General features: G+C 69.4%; 10 protein-coding genes and 1 pseudogene. 5 read left to right on the top strand and 6 right to left on the bottom strand.

Annotated features, from left to right (window positions below; genetic code table 11):
- Positions 1-5 precede the first annotated feature (5 nt).
- The 3 genes from SNE34_RS11305 (at position 6) to SNE34_RS11295 (ending at position 4307) form a co-directional block, all read left to right on the top strand.
- Complete coding sequence (locus SNE34_RS11305) at positions 6-1241, top strand: class I SAM-dependent methyltransferase (protein WP_425604514.1); 1236 nt, start codon at positions 6-8, stop codon at positions 1239-1241.
- Positions 1238-1648, top strand: a complete 411-nt coding sequence (locus tag SNE34_RS11300) for a VanZ family protein (protein ID WP_332617237.1) — start codon at positions 1238-1240, stop codon at positions 1646-1648. Before SNE34_RS11305 ends, SNE34_RS11300 begins: the two co-directional genes overlap by 4 nt.
- Before the next feature lie 97 nt (positions 1649-1745).
- Positions 1746-4307 (top strand): TonB-dependent receptor plug domain-containing protein, encoded by a 2562-nt coding sequence (locus SNE34_RS11295; RefSeq protein WP_332617236.1) that lies wholly within the window; start codon positions 1746-1748, stop codon positions 4305-4307.
- 46 nt (positions 4308-4353) lie between these two features.
- Here SNE34_RS11295 and SNE34_RS11290 read toward each other — a convergent pair whose 3' ends face one another.
- Positions 4354-5580 carry a multifunctional CCA addition/repair protein gene (locus SNE34_RS11290; protein WP_332617234.1) on the bottom strand — a complete coding sequence of 409 codons (1227 nt, stop codon included), beginning with the start codon at positions 5578-5580 and terminating at the stop codon, positions 4354-4356.
- A gap of 229 nt (positions 5581-5809) precedes the next feature.
- Entirely contained in the window at positions 5810-7846 is a 2037-nt protein-coding gene (locus tag SNE34_RS11285; RefSeq protein ID WP_332617233.1) for a lytic transglycosylase domain-containing protein, read from the bottom strand.
- A gap of 78 nt (positions 7847-7924) precedes the next feature.
- On the opposite strand from SNE34_RS11285, the gene SNE34_RS11280 reads away from it, so the two are divergent.
- Together SNE34_RS11280 and SNE34_RS11275 are read left to right on the top strand one after the other, a co-directional pair.
- Positions 7925-8722: a sulfite exporter TauE/SafE family protein gene (locus SNE34_RS11280; RefSeq protein ID WP_332617230.1), complete on the top strand. Its 798-nt coding sequence runs from the start codon at positions 7925-7927 to the stop codon at positions 8720-8722.
- Between the two features lie 169 nt (positions 8723-8891).
- On the top strand, positions 8892-11852 hold the full coding sequence (locus SNE34_RS11275) for a TonB-dependent receptor plug domain-containing protein (RefSeq protein ID WP_332617229.1): 2961 nt from the start codon (positions 8892-8894) through the stop codon (positions 11850-11852).
- Between the two features lie 169 nt (positions 11853-12021).
- On the opposite strand, the gene SNE34_RS11270 is transcribed toward SNE34_RS11275, so the two are convergent.
- From SNE34_RS11270 to SNE34_RS11255, 4 genes and pseudogenes are all read right to left on the bottom strand, one after another.
- Positions 12022-12759 carry an endonuclease/exonuclease/phosphatase family protein gene (locus SNE34_RS11270; protein ID WP_332617327.1) on the bottom strand — a complete coding sequence of 246 codons (738 nt, stop codon included), beginning with the start codon at positions 12757-12759 and terminating at the stop codon, positions 12022-12024.
- 81 nt (positions 12760-12840) lie between these two features.
- On the bottom strand, positions 12841-13710 hold the full coding sequence (locus SNE34_RS11265) for a thiol:disulfide interchange protein DsbA/DsbL (protein ID WP_332617227.1): 870 nt from the start codon (positions 13708-13710) through the stop codon (positions 12841-12843).
- A gap of 64 nt (positions 13711-13774) precedes the next feature.
- Entirely contained in the window at positions 13775-14440 is a 666-nt protein-coding gene (locus SNE34_RS11260) for a thiol:disulfide interchange protein DsbA/DsbL (RefSeq protein WP_332617224.1), read from the bottom strand.
- A 255-nt stretch (positions 14441-14695) separates the two neighbouring features.
- A pseudogene (locus tag SNE34_RS11255) lies at positions 14696-15499 on the bottom strand (c-type cytochrome); the annotation flags it as partial.
- Positions 15500-15635: the final 136 nt, after the last annotated feature.

Below are 15635 nucleotides of genomic sequence, written 5' to 3'. Positions count from 1 at the left end.
TCTCCATGGATCCAACACGGGTATCCTGCGCGAGTATCCGGACAGGCGCCAACGTGACCGATTTCCAGCTGCCCCTACCCGATGCCGACGCGCTCGCCCACAGCGCCCGGCTCGATGCGCTGATCGACGCCCAGATTGCCGCGGCCGACGGCGCCGCGATCCCGTTTTCGCGCTTCATGGAGCTGGCCCTGTACGCCCCGGGGCTGGGCTACTACAGCGCCGGCGCGAGCAAGTTCGGCGAAGCCGGCGATTTCGTCACCGCCCCCGAGCTCGGTCCGGTGTTCGCCGCCTGCGTCGCCGAAAGCGTCGCGCCGGTGCTGCAGCAGATCGGCCCGCAGGCGCGGCTGCTGGAACTCGGCGGCGGCACCGGCGCGTTCGCCGAGACCGCACTCAAGCGTCTGCTCGAATTCGACGCGCTGCCCGATCGCTACGCCATCCTCGAACCCAGCGCGGAGCTGCGCGAACGCCAGCGCGAACGCCTGTCGCGGCGCCTGGTACCGCCACTGTTCGACCTGGTCGAGTGGCTCGATACGCCGTTCACCGACGACTGGTACGGCGTGCTGTTCGCCAACGAGGTGATCGACGCGTTGCCGACCCCGCGCTTCGCCATCGAGGCCGGCGAGGTCTACGAGGAACACGTCGCGATCGAGCAGGGCCAGCGTCGCCGCGTGTTGCGACCGGCTGACGCCTTCCTGACCAACGCCGTGCGCCACATCGAACGCAAGCTCGGCCATAGCCTTCCCGACGGCTACCGCTCCGAAGTGCTGCCGCAGTTGCCGTACTGGATCCAGGCGGTCGCCGGCGGTCTGCAGCGCGGCGCGATGCTGTTCGTCGACTACGGCCATCCGCGCGCCGAGTACTACCAGCCCGACCGCAGCGACGGCACCCTGCGCGCCTACTACCGCCATCGCATGCATGCCGATCCGCTGCTGTGGCCGGGCCTGCAGGACATCACCGCGTCGGTCGACTTCACCGCGCTGGCCGAGGCCGGGGTCGCGGCCGGTTTCGATTTTGCCGGCTACTGCAACCAGGCCAATTTCCTGCTCGGCAACGGCCTGGCCGGGGTGCTGCAGCGGATCGAGAAAATCGGCGACGAGGCCGAGCGCCAGCGCCGCGGCAACGAGGTCAAGCGACTGACCCTGCCCAGCGAGATGGGCGAGCGTTTCCAGGTGATCGGCTTCGAGAAGGACGTCGAGTTCGGCGCCGCGTTCCTCGCCGGCGATCTGAGCTATCGGCTGTGAGCACGACGCGGTGGTTGCGCGAGTTCCGTCGGCCGGCGGTGTGGCTGACCGGCTGGGGCTTGCTGTTCGCGCTGGTCGCGACCGGCTCACTGTTGCCGCCCGGCGACCTGCCGCCGATGTGGCCGGGACTCGACAAGCTGCAGCATTTCCTCGGCTACGCATTGCTGTCGGCGTACGCGGTGATGCTGTTCGCGCGAATGCGGCCGCAGGCGCTGGCCGCGCTGGGCGTGATCGCGTTCGGCATCGCGATCGAGTTCGCCCAGGCGACCTGGACCGCCGAGCGCATCGGCGACAGCGCCGACGCGATGGCCAACGCATTCGGCGCGCTCGCCGGGTTGCTGATCGCCTCCACGCCGATGGCGCGGTGGCTGCAGCGCCTGGATGCGCGCCTGTGGGGGCGTTCGTAGGAGCGGATAACGCACCCTTGCGTTGGCGGGTTGCTTGTTGGAGGCTTGGACCGGGCTTGACAGGGGAAGTCCGTCCACCACCTCAAGGAACCAGAGCATGTCCGTTTATCGCAACCGGCTGGCATTGGCCGTGGCCGCCATCGTCGCCAGCCACGCCTTCACCGCCAGCGCCACCGCACAACAGGTCACGCCGGCCGAACCCGTCGCCCCCGAGGCGTCCGCGCAGCAGGCCACCGAGCCGGCCGCCACCACCCTCGACATGGTCCAGGTCACCGGCTCGCGCGTGCGCGGCCGAACCGCCGAGGACACCGCCGCGCCGGTCGACATCATCGGCCAGGAAGAACTGACCGCCACCGGCGCGCTCGAAGTCGGCCAGGCGCTGCAGATGCTGGAGCCGTCGTTCAACTTCTCGCGCACCACCATCAGCGACGGCACCGACATCCTGCGCCCGGCGACCCTGCGCGCGCTCGGCCCGGACCAGGTGCTGATCCTGGTCAACGGCAAGCGCCGCCACCAGCAGGCGCTGGTCAACGTGCAGCAGTCCATCGCCCGCGGCACCGCCGGCACCGACATCAACGCGATCCCGATCTCGGCGATCGAGCGCATCGAGGTACTGCGCGACGGCGCCGCCGCGCAGTACGGTTCGGACGCGATCGCCGGCGTGATCAACATCATCCTCAAGAACCAGACCGAGCACACCGACGTGGTGGTGCAGGCCGGGCAGACCTACGAGGGCGATGGCGAGTTGTACAGCGGCTCGGTCAATACCGGCTTCGAGCTGGGCGACGACGGCTTCCTCAACCTGTCGCTGGAGTACCGCGACCGCGGCGAGACCAACCGCGCCGGCATCGCCACCACCAACGCGCTGGGCTGGTACACGCCGGAGGAGTTCGCTGCCGGCGAGCGCGCGGTCAAGCTGCGCATCGGCCAGGCCGATTCCAGCGACGCCTACCTGTGGATGAACGGCGCGGTCGGCGCCGGTGCCGGCGAGATCTACTGGTTCGGCGGACTGTCCAGGCGCGAGGGCAGTTCCTACGGTTTCTTCCGCGGTCCGCTCGACAACCGCACGGTGCCGGCGCTGTATCCGGACGGGTTCCTGCCCAACATCGTCACCACCGTCGACGACACCTCGCTGGCGGTCGGCTACCGCGCGCCGCTGGGTGACAGCAGCTGGGACATGGACGTGTCGGTCACCCACGGCCGCAACGAGTTCGGCTTCGAGGAATCCGATTCGGTCAATGTCAGCTGGTGGTACGAGCCGATCGACCCGGCCAACCCGGCCGCCGGCATTTACGGCGCCTCGCCGGTGTCGGCCGACACCGGCACCCTCGAATTCGACCAGACCACCTTCAACCTTGACTTCCGCGGCAGCGTCGGCGGCTTCAACGACCAGCCGCTGTACCTGGCCACCGGCGTGGAATACCGTGAGGACAACTACGCGATCACTGCCGGTGATCCGGTGTCCTACACCTACGGCCGTACCGACAACCGCGACCTCGAGATCCGGGGCCAGGCCGGCGACATCGCCCAGCCGGGTATGCAGGGCTTCCCGGGCTTCTCGCCGAACGAGGCGGTCGACGACGGTCGCCACAGCATGGCGGTGTACCTGGACGCCGAGACCAACCTGACCGAGCGCTTACTGCTCGGCGGCGCGGTGCGCTTCGAGGACTATTCGGATTTCGGCAACACCACCATCGGCAAGCTGTCGGCACGCTTCGACGCGACCGAGACCTTTGCCGTCCGCGGCACCGTGTCGACCGGCTTCCGCGCCCCCGGTGCGCAGCAGCTGTTCTACAGCCAGCGCTCGACCAACCTCAACGCCGATGGCGTGCTGACCGACACCCTGACCGCACGCCAGGACAGTGACGTGACCCGCGCGTTCGGGATCGAGCCGCTGCAGGAGGAGACCTCGACCAGCGGCACCCTCGGCTTCGTGTTCACTCCCAATGAGCGTTTCTCGCTGACGATGGACGTGTTCCGGATCGACATCGACGAACGCATCATCTTCTCCAGCAATCTCTCGCCGGAAGACGCCGCGACCTGCCTGCCGGACAACAGCAACTGCCCGATCCGCGCGATCCTCGACCCGATCGGGGTCGGCCAGGTGCTGTTCTTCACCAACGCGATCGACACCCGAACCACCGGCCTGGACATCGTCGCCAACCACAACACGGTGTTCGACGGCGGCTCGTCGCTCAACCTGACCGCACTGGTGCATTTCAACAAGACCGAGGTCAAGGACCGGCGCTCGCAGTCGCCGATCCTGACGCCGGAGCAGCTGTTCGACGACGCCCAGGTGACCCTGATCGAGGAAGGCCAGCCGCGCGCCCACCACGTGCTGCAGGCGGTGTGGGAAACCGGTCCGTGGCAGGTCACCGGCCGCGGCAACTACTACGGCTCGGTCGCCGGCGAGGGCTTCACCGGGGTCACGCAGACCTGGGGCGGCAAGGCGCTGTTCGACCTCGGCGTCAGTTACGCGGTCAGCGACAACCTCAAGCTCAGCGTCGGCGGCAACAACATCTTCGACGAGTACCCGGACAACTGGGATCCGGACACCCAGTTCCCGTTCCCGCAGCTGGGCTTCACCTACGGCTGGGAAACGCTGCCGTTCGGCATCAACGGCGGCAGCTATTACGCGCGGATGGACTGGCGGTTCTGAGGCAGGTGCCGGGCGGCCCGCGGGTCGTCCGGCAACATTCGTGCAGCTACGGCTTCTTGCCGGTGGCATTCACGACCGCGGCGATCCGCGCCTTGCGCATCGCCTCGCCAACCGCGGGCCCCTGCAGGCCTTCCGGCAAATCACCCGCGCGCACCGCACAGGCGGCCGCATGGGCGGCGCGCAGCGCGTCGCCCTGCGGATACGGCTGGTCCTGCAAACCGGCGCGGCCACGCTTGTCGGCTTCGCAGACGGTGGCGAGCTGGGCGATCCGGCCGCGCTTGCGGAAACCGTCGCAGCGTTCGATCAGCTTGACCACGGTGCTCGCGCGCAGCTCCTCGAAGCGGTGGACGTTGAGGTGCTCGCGGCAGGCGACCTCGGCCAACTGGCGGTGCTCCGCGGGAATCTTCAGGCGTTCGCACAACGCGCGCAGCGGCGCGACCCCGGCCTGTTCGTGGCCAAGGTGCTTCGGCAGCACCGCTTCCGGCGTCAACGCCTTGCCGAGGTCGTGAGTCAGCGCGGCGAAGCCGATCAGATCGTCGCCCGGTGCAAGCATTGCCGCCACGTCGCAGACGAGCTCGACGTGCACCCCGGTATCGACCTCCGGGTGGTACTCCGCGCGCTGCGGCACGCCGTACAGCGCCTCGACCTCGGGCAGCACCACCGCCAGCGCGCCGCAGTCGTGCAGGGTCCGCAGGAATGCCGACGGACGCTCGCTGGCGATCGAGCGGCGCAACTCCTGCCACACGCGCTCGGGCACGAGCTCGGCCAGCTCGCCGGCGTCGACCATCTGCCGCATCAGCGCCATCGTTTCCGGCGCGACGCTGAACCCCAACGCCGCGAACCGCGCCATGAACCGCGCCGCGCGCAGCACCCGCAGCGGGTCCTCGACGAATGCCGCGCCGACATGCCGCAACACCCGCGCCTCGATGTCGCGAGCGCCGCCGAACGGATCGACCAGCGTCCCGTCGGTGTCCTGCGCGATCGCATTGATGGTGAAGTCGCGGCGGCCGAGGTCCTGATCCAGCGTCACCGACGGGTCGGCGTCGACCACGAAGCCGCGGTAACCGCGGCCGGACTTGCGCTCGGTCCGTGCCAGCGCGTATTCCTCGCCGCTGTCCGGGTGCAGGAACACCGGAAAGTCGCGCCCAACCGGCTTGAAGCCGGCGGCTTCCATCGACGCCTGGCTTTCGCCGACCACGACCCAATCGCGGTCACCCGGTTCCAGCCCGAGCAACCGGTCGCGCACCGCGCCACCGACGAGAAAGGTCTTCATGGTTTCCATGATGCCTGTCCATCTCCGCAACACCCAACCGCGACGTAGCGCAGGAGTCGGGTGGCCGGGGCATTGCGTAGAGCCGGCCATGGATGGCCGGCGCCCCGACTAAAGGCAGGACAGCCGTCCGGAGGGCGGAGCAATGCCCCGGCCGCCCGGCTCCCGCGCGGGGTCCGAGGTCCCGCTGCAGTTTCGCACCGGCAACCTCAGTCCAGTTTGTTGCGCCGGCTTATGGGGGTGTCGCAGGACACTCGAACGTCTTCCGCGGCCCATCAAGTTTGCCCTGCATCCGATCGCTCAGCCGCAGCGCATCGCCCTCCAGCAGCCAATCGTAGATCACCGCAAACGCCAGCACCCGCGCCACATAGTCGCGAGTCTCGTGATAGCTGATCGTCTCGATCCAGAAGTCCGGATCCATGCCCGGCCGCTGCGCCTGCCAGCGCGCAAGCGGCGTCGGCCCGGCGTTGTAGCCGGCAATCGCGAAATACGGCTTGCCACCATACTCGTCGAGCATCTGCCTCAAATAGGCCGTGCCCAGCACGATGTTGGTGTCGGCGTCGTACAGGCTCTGGCTGCCGTTCCACGGCTGCCCGATCCGGCGCGCGACCGCCGCCCCGGTGGCCGGCAACACCTGCATCAACCCCATCGCGTTGGCGCCCGAGCGCGCGCGCGGATTGAAGATGCTCTCGGCGCGGATTTCGGCGGCGACCCAGGCCGGATCGATGTCGTTGCGCGCGGCCTCGCGGCGGATCGTTGCATCGTGGTGCAGCGGGAACCGCAACGTGTACAACTGGTTCTCGCGCGGCCCGTCGCCGAGCGCGAACACCGCGCGGTCGAACCAGCCGTTGGCCTGCGCGATCTTGACCGCGAGCTGGCGCTGGGTGTCGCTGAAATCCTCCGTCGCTTCGGCCCATTCCTCCACAGCCCAGCCGTGCCGCTCGAGCTGGTGCAAGCCGATTGCACGCTGCAGCGCCGGATCGTTGGCGACGGTGGCGAGCGACGCGGCGTCGGCCTGGACTTCCCACGGGCACAGCGCGTAGGGCTGGTTGATGCGGTCGGCGGCGAGGAAGCCGTGGAATTCCGGCTCGCGTGCAGCGGCGGCGTAACGCGCCTGCGCGGTCGCCTCGTCACCGGTCAGTTCGGCCAGCCGGCCCTCGAAGTATTCGTAGGTCGAATCGCTGCGCTGCTCGTCGCTCATCTTGCGAATTGCCGCCAGCGCCGCCGGCCAGTCCGAACGCGACATCGCCTCGCGCACGCGCCATTCGTGCAGGCGGGCGTCGTAGCTCGCCGCGGGCACCGCGTTGAGCCGGCGCTCGGACTCGGGCAGGTACGAGGCCACCGTCCACAGCGCGATCATGTACATCGCCCGGCCGCGATCGGCCTCGGTGAAATCCAGCGCACCGGCGTACTGCGGCAGCAGCGCCTCGGCACGGTCGGGATCGCTTTTGCCGAGCTTGGCCAGGCCATGCGAGGCGATCAGCCGGCTGCGATCGGTCTTCGGCCAGGACAGCGCGCGCGGATGCGGTGCATCGATGAAGGTGGCGTAGTCCTCGGCCAGCGCGCGCTGGTCGGCCGGCAAGCCCTGCGCCGCGGCGCGCATCACCCCGGGCTGCCACGCGGACGCGGCTTGCTCGAGGCGCTGCCAGCGCATCGCGTCGGTCAGTCCGCCACGCTCGGCGAGCGCGGCGAATACCGGGTCGCAATCGTTCGGCAACGACTTGCCGTCGCTGCCGTTCCAGATTTCCTGCGCATCGGCCGTCCATTGCGCATCGATACGGCCCAGCTGGCGCTGCGCATCGAGCCGCGCGCAACGCAGCTTGGTGCTGCGGACCTCGTCGTTCCAGGCCTTGAGGAACGCGGCCGGGTCGTCGCGGCGCGCGCTCGCGGCCAGCCACAGCTCGCGGAACTCCTCGGCCACCGCCTCGCCCTGGTAGCGCTGCAGGAACGCGGTCGCGCGCGGCTCGGTGACGTCGTCGATGTTGCGCCGCAGGCTGGCCAGCTCGACCCAGCGGTACAGCGGATGGTCGGCGAGGTCGCCGAAGCGCGCGGCATTGAAGTTGCCCGACTCGGCGGCGCGGATCGCGGCGTCGATCTGCGGCAGCCGTGGATCCGACAGCGGCTTGATCGGCGCGCCCGGTTGCGGAGCGCGGACCGGGGTCGCCGCGGTCGGCTGCGCCGGCGGCGTCGGAGTGGATTGGGCGCAGGCCAAGGTCGCGAACGACGTCGCAAGCGCGGCGAGTACGATGGGCAGGGTGCGGGGGGGCATCGCCCGACTATAGCGGGGCGAAAATGAACGGCCGCGCCCATCTTTTTCACATCGCGGGCGCCACGCGCCGGAGACCAAATGTCGCTTGCCTGGTTGCTGTTTCCGTTGCTAGGAGTGATCGCAGGGATGTTGGCCGGCCTGCTCGGCGTCGGTGGTGGACTGGTGCTGGTCGCGGCGTTGGCGTGGCTGTTGCCGTTGCTAGGAGTGCCGGCCGATGCGGCGATGCACGCGGCCTTGGCCAGTTCGCTGGCGAGCATCGTGCTGACCGCCGCGGCGTCGGCGCGGGCGCACCACAAGCGTGGCAGCGTGCTGTGGCCGACGGTGGCGTGGATGGTCCCGGGACTGCTGGCCGGCGGCTGGCTCGGCAGCGGCGTCGCGGTGAAGATCGATGACGACGTGTTGCGCTACATCGTCGCCGGCTACTGCCTGCTGGCGGCGGCGCAGTTGCACTTCGGCAAGGCGCGCAAGGCCGGCGGCGATGTGCCGGCGCCGCGCGGGTTGCCGATGACCGGCGCGGGGGTCGGCATCGGCGCGCTGTCGGCGGTGGTCGGGATCGGCGGCGGCAGCATGACCGTGCCGCTGCTGGTCTGGCGCGGGGTGGCGCCAGTGCGCGCGGTCGGAACGTCGTCGGCCTGCGGGGTCGCGATCGGGCTGGGCAGCGCAGTGGGCTATGCGCTGCACGCGCCGACCGGGGCGTTGCCGGAGTTCGCGGTCGGTTATGTCTACCTGCCGGCCGCGATCGGGGTCGCGGTGGCTTCGGTGCTGGCGGCGCCGTGGGGCACGCGGCTGGCCCATCACCTGCATGGCGATGCTTTGAAGCGGGTGTTCGTGGCATTCCTGGTGGTGGTGGCGCTGAGCCTGCTGCTGGCCGGTTGAGCGGGGCGGGGGAGATTTCCCAGAGCCGGGCAAGCCCGGGATGGATTTGTCCGAATTTGGCTATTGCTTTTGCCGCTTGCGTTGTGTTTACAAATTGTTTACAAACCGGTGACGCCGCAGACAGGGGTGCGGCAATTCGCAATCGTTTTTCTTACGGAGAGAGAAGTCGATGAACGCACCTCGTCGCCACCCGCTGGCGAAAGCCGTCTCGTTGTCGTTGCTGGTATGCCTCCCGCTTGCCGCGATACCTTCGCTGGCCGCGGCGCAGGACCCCGATAGCGACCCCAGCGCCACCACCCTCGACGCCGTCCAGGTCACCGGCACCCGCATCAAGAAGGCCGAGATCGAATCGCAGACTCCGGTCCAGACGCTCACCCGCGACGACATCGAGCGCACCGGACTGACCTCGATCGGCGACATCCTGCAGGAACTCACCGGCTCGGGCTCGGCGCTCAACACCAAGTTCAACTCGTCGGGCAACTTCGGCTTCTCGCCCAACGGCGACGGCGTCGGCGCGGGTTCGGCCCAGGTCGACCTGCGCAACCTCGGCGCCAAGCGCGTGCTGGTGCTGGTCGACGGCATGCGCTGGGTCAACGAGTCGTCGGCGTCCGGCGTCGGCGCGACCACCGACCTCAACACGATCCCGCTGGCGCTGGTCGAGCGGATCGACGTACTCGAGGACGGCGCATCGTCGCTGTACGGCTCCGACGCGATCGCCGGCGTGGTCAACATCATCACCCGACGCAATTTCGAAGGCGGCCAGATCACGCTCAACTATGGCCAGTACGGTGAAGGCGACGGCGACAATACCGGCGTCGACCTCGCCTGGGGCATGAATACCGAACGCAGCAACCTGTTCCTCGGCGCCAGTTATGTCGAGCAGGACGAGATCCTGGCCAACACCCGGGAGCAGTCGCGGTTCCCGGTGCCGGGCACCGGGCTGACCTTCGGCAGCTCAGGCACGCCGCGCGGGCGCTTCATCTTCACCGACCCCAACACCGGGGTGACCCACGACATCACCCCCAACGAGGGCGACAGCGACCCGCTGTACGACCCCACGCAGACCGGCTGCGATCGCACCGACGGCTACCACTGCTTCGCCACCGCCGATCGCTTCAACTTCGCTGAATACAACATGCTGCTGACGCCGTCGACCCGCAGCGGCGTGTTCGGCCAGTACCGCTTCTATTTCAACGACAACGTCCATGCCTACGCCAAGGCGCTGGTCAACCGCCGCGAGTCGGTCAACCAGGCCGCGCCGGAGCCGCTGTTCCTCGGCCTCGACGCCGGCACCGGAAACGCGTTCGCCGACGGCATGTTCGTGTCGGCCGACAACCCGTACAACCCGTTCGGCTTCGACCTGGCCTCGATCGACGACCCGGCGACACCGGAGAACGAGGCCAACCTGATCCTGATCGGCCGGCGCCCGGTCGAGGGCGGGCCGCGGGTGTTCGAGCAGGTGGTCGACACCCAGTACTTTGGTGCCGGGCTGGAAGGCAGCTTCGAGGCCGGCGAGCGCACCTGGTTCTGGGACGTCAACCTCGCCCTCGGCCGCAACGAGGCCGAGCAGACCAACTACGGCAGCTACGACATCCGCAACATCGCGCTGGCCCTCGGCGACCCGGCGGCCTGCGCCGCGGTGGCCGGTTGCGTGCCGCTGAACGTGTTCGGTGGTCCCGGCACGCTGACCCCGGAAATGCTGGCGTGGATCCAGCCGGTGGTGCATGACCGCAGCGAGCAGAAGCTCAGCCAGTTCACCGCCAACGTCTCCGGTGACCTGTTCGACCTGTGGGCCGGTCCGCTGTCGGCCGCGGCCGGCATCGAGCATCGGAAGTACGAAGGCTCCTACAACCCCGACCCGCTGACCGTCGCCGGCTTCTACAACGGCGTGCCGTCGCTGCCGACGTCGGGCGAGTACGACGTCAACGAGGCCTACGTCGAACTCAACGTGCCGCTGATCACCGAGGGCGCGTTCGGCAAGAGCCTCGACCTCAGTCTGGCCGGCCGCTATTCGGACTACTCGACCTTCGGCGGCCAGTTCACCCCGAAGTACGGCCTGCGCTGGCAGGTGGTCGACGAGCTGCTGCTGCGCGCGACCTATGCCGAAGGCTTCCGCGCGCCGTCGATCGGCGAGCTGTATGGCTCGGCCAGTCGCGCCGACCTGCAGATCGACGACCCCTGCCTGGTCGGCGTCGACGGCAGCCCGCCGACCGGCGACCCCGCCAACTGCGCCGCGCTGGGGGTGCCGCCGGGCGCGACCCAGACCAATTCGCAGATCTCCGTGACCACCGGCGGCAACGACCAGTTGCAGCCGGAAACCGCCAACAGCTTCACCGCCGGCGTGGTGTTCAGCCCAACCTTTGGCGCCAACGCGTCGTGGTCGGAGCGACTCGACCTGGAACTGACCTACTACCGCCACAGCATCGAGGGCGCGGTCCAGGCGATCGACGCCCAGACCCAGCTCGACCTGTGCGTGGCGACGCTGGACCCGCTGTACTGCGGCGGCATCACCCGCACCGCGGTCGGCAGCATCAACGCCTTCAGCAACCGCCTGACCAACCTGGGCTCGATCAAGACCGCAGGCTGGGATGCCGACGTGTTCTGGACCTTGCCGGAGACCTCCGCCGGCCAGTTCAAGCTGAGCTGGCAGAACACCTTCGTGACCGGCTACGAGGCCATCGGCGCCGCCGGCCAGGTGCAACCGCGCACGGTCGGCATCGAGGTCACCGACAGCGCGATCCCGGAATGGACGTCGACCGCGGCGCTCGACTGGAACCGCGGCAACTGGAGCGCGGCGTGGGTGATCCGCCACATCAGCGAACTGACCGAGGATTGCGGCGACGCCGCGTCGTTCCCGGTCTGCAGCGACGGTGCGATCGTCGGCAACGACGATGACGGCAACCCGATCTGGGCCGGCACCAACACCCTCGAGGCGGTCAACTACCACGACCTGCAGCTGGGCTACGAGTTCCAGTGGCTCAAGGGCCTGCAGCTGACCGGTGGCGTCAACAACGTGTTCGACAAGGACCCGCCGCTGTGCCTGTCGTGCTCGCTCAATGGCTACGACGCCTCGACCTACGACATCCCGGGCGGGCGGTATTTCTACATGCGGGCGAACCTGCGGTTCTGAGGTAACCCGACGTTCGATGCAAAAGAACGGCCGGTGGGTTTCCACCGGCCGTTCGCTTTTGTAGGAGCGGCTTCAGCCGCGATCTGGAACCGTCTGCCCGCGCCGGTTTCCGATCGCGGCTGAAGCCGCTCCTACAGAAGACCGGATCGCAGGTCCGACCGGGTCCGGGTCAGCGCAACGCGCTTTCCGGCACGTCCAACTCCAGCGAGATCGCCAGGTGGTCCGAGCGCGCCGCCGGCATCGCGCAGGTGCCCGAGCAGCTCAGGCCGTCGCCGATAAGGATGTGGTCGATCGCGCGCTGCGGGCGCCAGCTGGGGAAGGTATTGACCACGCAGTCGGGCGGTTGCAGCCGGGTCGCGCGGAACAACGCCTGCATTTCGGGACGGTCGATCGGGCAGTTGAAGTCGCCCATCAGCACCGCGTGCGGATGGTCGTGCAGCAGCTCGGCGATGAAGCCCAGTTGCGAGGCGCGCGAGGCGGCGCCCAGCGACAGGTGCACGATCGCCACGGTGAGGCCGGCGTCGCCGTCGCCGAAGCGCGCCAGCAACACCCCGCGGCCGCTGATCCGGCCCGGCAGGGCGTGGTCGATCACCTCGCGCGGTTCCAGCTTGCTCAGCAGGCCGTTGGCGCTGGAGGCGACGCTGCCGACCCGGCGATTGGGCTGGTGGCTCCAGTAGTCGAACCCGCCGCGCTGGGCGAGGTAATGAGTCTGGTTGGTGAAACCCGAGCGCAGGCTGCCCGGGTCGCTCTCGTTGAGGCCGACGATGTCGTACCCGCCGGCCAACTGCGCGATCGCGTCGAGGCTGCCGCGCTTGTTGCCGGCCGGCAGCACGTGCGACCAGCTGCGCGCGACGTAGTCGTGGTAGCCGCGCGTGCTGGAGCCGGCCTGGATGTTGGCGCTGAGCAACCGCAGGCGCTGGTGGTCCCGTGCCGCGGGCGCGTCAGCGGGACGTGGGTCGCCCGAGGTGTTCATCGCCCGGCGGACACGTCAGTCGGCGCCGGCGTCGTCAGTCGGTTCGGCCGACTCGGCCGATTGAGCCGATTCAGCCGGCGCGGGCGCGGCGCCACCCTTGGCCGCACGCTGCATCGCGATCAGGTGTTCGGCGATGCGCAGATTGTCTTCGTGGCTCTTGCCGGTCACCCGGTACTTGCCATCGATGATCAGCACCGGGGTGGAGTTGGCGCCGCTGCGTTGCATGAACTGGCGCGCCTGGTTCATCCGCGCGTTGACCGCGAAGCTCGACATCGTGCTGGCGAACTGCTTGGGGTCGACGCCGAACTGGGCGTAGAACTCGCCGAGCTGCTCGTCGGTCGGCAACGGCTGCACGGGCAGGCTGCGGTCGATGTGGATCGCCTTGAACATGGCGTCGTGCGACTGCTCGAGCGCGCCCATCGCTTGGGCGGCGTAGAACGCCTTGGCGTACGGCTCCCAGAAACCGCCGAACGGCGCCGCCAGCGGCACGAACTCGACATCGGCCGGCAACTTGGCCGCCCACGCGCTGACCAGCGGTTCGAAGGTGGCGCAATGCGGGCAGGTATAGCCGAACACCTCGACCACCTCGATCTTGTCGCTGCCCGGCTTGAACGGGCTGCCACCGGCGATCACCGCGTAGTCGGTGCCGGCCACCGGGGCCGGGCCGCTCGGTGGCACGATCGGGCCCGGGGTCCGCGCCGGGGTTTCGACAGCCGCCGGCGCGGTCGCGGCCGGGGTGGCCGTCGGGGCGGCGGGGGTGCTGGCCGGCGCGCTCGGCGTCGCCGGACTGGTCGGCGCCGGGGCCTCGGAGGAGCAGGCGGCGAGGGCGAACGCGGCCGCGAGGGTCAGGCCGAGGCGGTACAGCTGGGCCGGGCGCGAAGTCATGGGCAGATCTCCGTAACGGGAATGAAGGGGCAACGGCGGCGCCGCAGCGTCCGCCCAAGGATACCTATCGGCGGCGCCGGGCGCGCTCGCGCTCGATCAATGCGCCGGCGATGTCCAGCAACTCCTGGAAGCTGTCCGCGGTCACGCGGTACCTGCCGGCGACGATCAGGGTCGGGGTGCCCTCGACCCCGCTGCGGCGCAGGAACCCGCGCGCGCGCTCCAATTTGGCCGCGGTGGCATCGCTGGCCATGGCCTTGGCGAACTGCCCGGGGTCGGCGCCGTAACCGGCGTAGAAGCCGGCGATCTCCGCCGCGGTGGCGTTGGCGATCGGCAGGCTGCCGGTCTCGTGCAGGGCGCGGAACATCGCGGCGTGGGTGCGGTCGAGCAGGCCCAGCTCCTGCGCGGCATGGAACGCCTGTGCGTAGGGGACCCAGTAGCCGCCAAACGGCGCCGGCACCGGCACGAAGCTGACGTCGTCCGGCAAGCCGGCCTTCCAGGCACTGACCAGCGGCTCGAAATGGGCGCAGTGGATGCAGGTGTAGCCGAACACCTCGACCACCTCGATCTTGCCCGGCGCGGCCGCGAACGGCTCGCCGCCGGCGATCTCGACATAGTCGACGCCGGCGACCGGGACGTTGCCCGGCGATTGCGCCAGGGCGGCGAAGGGCGCCAGCACGAACAGGACGGCGGCCAGGACGACCCGGTTCAGCGCAGGCAGCGACAGTGGCATCGAAAAACCCTCATGCACAAAAGAAAACGCCGACCGCAAGCCTGTGGTCGGCGCAATGAACAACAGGAGTGGCGGTTGTGACCGGCGCCGGCGGCAGAAGTTCCGCGCCGTTTGTGCGCGACTCGATCAGCTGCCGGCGACCGGGCTTTCGGTGTCGGCCGTGGGCGCCTCGTCTTCGGCCGCGTCGGTTTCGGGCACCTCGCCCTCGGCCGGTTCGGCTTCCGCGGCGTCGGCCGGCTGGGTTGCCGGCGGCATCGCCGGCGCGGCTCCGGTCACCACCGGCGCCGGCGCATCGGCCACGGCGAGGTCGTTGGCACGCGGGTGCAGGCCCTGCAGGTAGCTCGACAGCGCGCCGATTTCCTGGTCGGTCAGGTCGTTGGCGACGGTCGCCATGATCTCGAACAGGTGCGGGTCGCGCTGGGTGGTGGTGCCGGCGCGGAACTCCTCCAGCCGGCGCTGGGTGTAGGCGGCCTGCTGGCCGGCCACGCGCGGGTAGGCCGGGCCGGGGTTGCCGGCGCCATCGGGACCGTGGCACGCCATGCACGCCGGGATGCCGCGCTCGGCGTCGCCGGACAGGAACAGCTGCTCGCCGATCTCGAAGAACTTCAAGCCCGCGTACGGACCTTCGCTGACCACGGTGTCGTCGGCCACGCCGGCGCCCGACTGCTGGGTCGCGTAGTAGGCACCGACGTCGCGGGCGTCCTGGGCGCTGAGCATGTCGGCGAACGGCTTCATCACCGCCGCCATGCCGGTATTGCGCTCGCCGCTCTTGAACAGGGCGATCTGCTGGGCGATGTATCGCTCGCTCTGGCCGGCCAGGCGCGGGTACTGCGGGTCGGTCGGGTTGCCGTCGAGGCCGTGGCAGGCCGCGCAGGTACCGGCCAGGGTCGCGCCCTTGTCGGCATCGCCCCAGGTGGTCTTCTCGATCACGTCGCCCAGCGGCGCGGTCTGCACCGGCGCGGCGTCGGGGATCGGGGTGACCGTGGTCTGGGCGTAGGCGACGGCGGCTGCCGCGAGGGCAGCGAGGCCGACAAAGCCGAGGACGCGGGCGTGGCTCATTGGGATTGGCTCCGGGAAAACGCTGAAGTGACGGCCCGCAAACGGCCGTCGGAACCGGCGAATTATCGTCGCGGGGCGCAGGCGGGTCAACGCGAGGGCCGCGGATCGGCGCACTGCGGGCCCTCGCCGGCCGCGC

Source organism: Novilysobacter erysipheiresistens, from assembly GCF_036663935.1.
Classification (GTDB): domain Bacteria; phylum Pseudomonadota; class Gammaproteobacteria; order Xanthomonadales; family Xanthomonadaceae; genus Novilysobacter; species Novilysobacter erysipheiresistens.
This window is presented reverse-complemented; position numbering and strand designations above follow the sequence as displayed.